The sequence below is a fragment of the Candidatus Magnetaquicoccus inordinatus genome, from assembly GCF_004217665.1.
Lineage (GTDB): Bacteria > Pseudomonadota > Magnetococcia > Magnetococcales > Magnetaquicoccaceae > Magnetaquicoccus > Magnetaquicoccus inordinatus.
In genome coordinates this window covers 1-2994 of the sequence record NZ_RXIU01000310.1, presented here as the reverse complement: position 1 = coordinate 2994, position 2994 = coordinate 1, and the positions used below count along the sequence as shown (strand labels likewise).

At 53.3% G+C, this 2994-nt stretch carries 3 protein-coding genes; 2 read left to right on the top strand and 1 reads right to left on the bottom strand.

Annotated features, from left to right (window positions below; all coding sequences use genetic code 11):
• The first annotated feature begins 215 nt into the window (after nucleotides 1–215).
• Entirely contained in the window at nucleotides 216–905 is a 690-nt protein-coding gene (locus tag EJP87_RS15055; protein ID WP_130472681.1) for a nucleotidyl transferase AbiEii/AbiGii toxin family protein, read from the top strand.
• A complete protein-coding gene (locus EJP87_RS15050; protein WP_130472680.1) occupies nucleotides 902–1192 on the top strand; it encodes a hypothetical protein in 291 nt (96 codons plus the stop codon). The genes EJP87_RS15055 and EJP87_RS15050 overlap by 4 nt, the downstream gene beginning before the upstream one ends.
• A 247-nt stretch (nucleotides 1193–1439) precedes the next feature.
• Here the strand turns inward: EJP87_RS15050 and EJP87_RS15045 are convergent, their stop codons facing one another.
• A complete protein-coding gene (locus tag EJP87_RS15045) occupies nucleotides 1440–2663 on the bottom strand; it encodes a site-specific DNA-methyltransferase (protein ID WP_130472679.1) in 1224 nt (407 codons plus the stop codon).
• Nucleotides 2664–2994: the final 331 nt, after the last annotated feature.

The following is a 2994-nucleotide window of genomic DNA, read 5'->3' as shown; positions in this document are numbered from 1 at the left end:
GAATGAGTCGCGAGCAAGCACATGGGTAAGGCGCAGGCGAATGAGCGACGAGACATATCAAGCTGATTGCGAGAAGCGAATGAGCCTGCAACGCCGCCCATGGGCTGCACAGTAGATTTATTCACAAGATCGGAGCTTTTCGAGAATCCCTTGCGTGGCAACTTTGATCTTGCCCACCTTAAAACCTTGATGAATGACGAACCAGAGATTCCTGCATGACCTGTGATTTTATCCCCCGTCTCGATATCTTGCCGCCGCCACAGCGTTGTTTGTGGGATGAACTCACCGTCATACCGGCGGAATTCGTGCTCTATGGTGGGACAGCAATTGCACTTCACCTCGGACACCGTGAGTCCGTGGATTTCGATTTCTTCGGTAACAAGCCGCTCGACCCAGCAAGACTGGTTCCAGCCATTCCCTTTCTCGCGGGAGCCATTGTCACGCAGCGTCAGCCCGACACGTTCAGTTGCACGGTTGACCGCGGGGGCGTGGTCAAGCTTTCATTTTTCGGATTACCAGAGATTCCACGTTTGCTCTCTCCGCTTACCGCGCCGGATAATGGGTTGCAGGTGGCCGCGTTGCTTGACCTCGCGGGAATGAAGGCTTCCGTGGTGCAGATGCGAGCCGAAGCAAAAGACTACCTCGACATAGATGCTCTTCTGACCGGTGGCAGGATTGATCTTCCGTCGGCACTTGCCGCCGCACGGGCGATCTACGGGACACAGTTCAATCCACAAAACACATTGAAAGCACTCTCCTACTTTGAAGATGGAAATCTTCACCGCCTGCCACAATCAGTTAAGGATCGGTTAGTGAAGGCCGCATGCGCTGTTGACCTTGATCGTCTCCCTGTGATTACCGCGCCTTGTCGCGCTGCCAACCCAGAGATGGGGCTGTCATCATGAAAATCATTCCCCTTACACCTGATACGGAAGCTCTTGCGCGTCGCCTTGTCTGGTTCGAGGAACCGGAAGAAGCACTCTCCGACACATTCCGTTTTACCGCCTATGCGCTGGCGCGGGCAACGCACGAGGAGATGAATCTGTTGAGACGTTTTCTGACAGAAGATGATCTTCGCGACGCGCTCGACCATGCGCCAGCAGGCATTATTGATCCTCGCTCATGGGCGTATTGGAATGCCAAAATGGGACGATATCCTGTCCCACCTATGCCAATGCGTCGGCTTGGTTAAGGGGCTTCAAACTTGATGAGTAACAAACGAAAACACCTCACCGGCCTTGAGGTTGAAAAGCTTATCGAGGACATCAAAGGTGGCTGCAACAAGGCGCGAGAGAGTTGCCTTGTGTTGCTATGTTTCGCCATGGGCTTTGGGTGTCCGAGGCATGCGGCCTGACCTGGGCGCAGGAAGACACCGAAAGCCGCATTTTGCATGTTACACATTCTTCAACCACGTGAGAGACACCCTTGGCATGCTTACTCTATGTGCCTGGTCCCTGCAGCAAACGAAAATAGCGAAAACCACCACCTCCCGACCACTGAACCGCTGCGGTGATCCCGCCCGGATCGTCGCCATCGATCACCTTTTTCAGGCGTGGGATGATATGGGTATGACACTGTTCACCCCGCTCCACCATGATCCAACGTCGCCGCATCTTATGGGCAACCGCTCCGCTGGTTCCAGAACCCGCAAAAGAGTCCAACACCCAATCGCCTGGGTTGCTGGCTATTTGCAAAATCCGTCGCAACAATCGCTCTGGCTTGGGTGTGGCAAAAGCATCTGTTTTTCCAAACAACGCATGGATCTCTTTTTTTGCCTCATCAGTATGGCCCACCTCTTCATGCGGCCACCAGGTCCAGGGGACATAACCATCCACCTCCGATAAATAGCGTATCATCGTCGGTTGGGCATCACCCTTTTTGCCAAAATAGATACGACCTTCCGCCAACAATTTTTCAAAAGTGGCTTTACTGATCCCCCAACAGCGCCCCTTTGGCGGATAGAAAACTTTTCCCGCAGGCGTTGTGACAGGATAAAATTGCTCGGCTGTGGCATGCCCTTCCTGAGCAGTCAGCGGTATGGTACGCCAGCGTCCACGCGGATCATTGTTCGGATTTCTGTAAACCTTTTCCTGGGCACTGCTCGGAAAAACCTTGTTGCGAATCGCCTTGAAACGCACCGGATCCCGGGCATACACAATAACATATTCATGCACATCGCCTATTGCTTGCCGGTTTTCCCGCGAATAGCGCTTTTGCCAGACATTTTGCGCAATAAAATTTTCTCTGCCAAATATCTCATCCAACACAATTCGCAGATAAGGAGCCTCATAGTCATCTATGGAAACCCATAAAGAGCCCTCTTGCGGATGCAATAAACGATAGAATAGCAACAAGCGGTTGCGCATCAGCGAAAGCCATTGCCCATGCTCCATACTGTCCCCATAGTGGCTGAAAACCGAACCGGTGTTATAGGGAGGATCAATGGTGATACATTTGATTTTGCCAGCAAACTCCGGCTCCAATGCCTGCAACGCAAACAGATTATCCCCATAAATTAAACGATTATCAGTCAACTCCTCCGCTGCACCCTGCCGCGTATTGTTATAAGAAAAGTTATGATCCTCAACAAGAAAGTGCGCCCCCTGCGGCGGTTGATTATCCTTGCCGATCCAGGTCAGCTCCAACCTGTTGCTCTGTTTCATCTCTGACTCCAGATTGGTCGAGGCCACGCAGCTCTCTCAATAATAACTATCCAGGTTCGTGCTGGCTCGCCAGCTCTACCCGGTGCGCAATGGCTCGCCAGATCTACCCGGTGCGCAATGGCTCGCCAGACCTACCCGGTGCGCAATGGCTCGCCAGACCTACCCGGTGCGCAATGGCTCGCCAGACCTACCCGGTGCGCAATGGCTCGCCAGATCTACCCCCATGGGGATGCTGTGCGGATTGGCGCAAAAAGGCGCGCCAATCCGCACAGCTTGCTTCCATTAGGCGCGCTGCGCCGACGCAAAAAGCGCGTCGGCTTGTTGTGAAAGG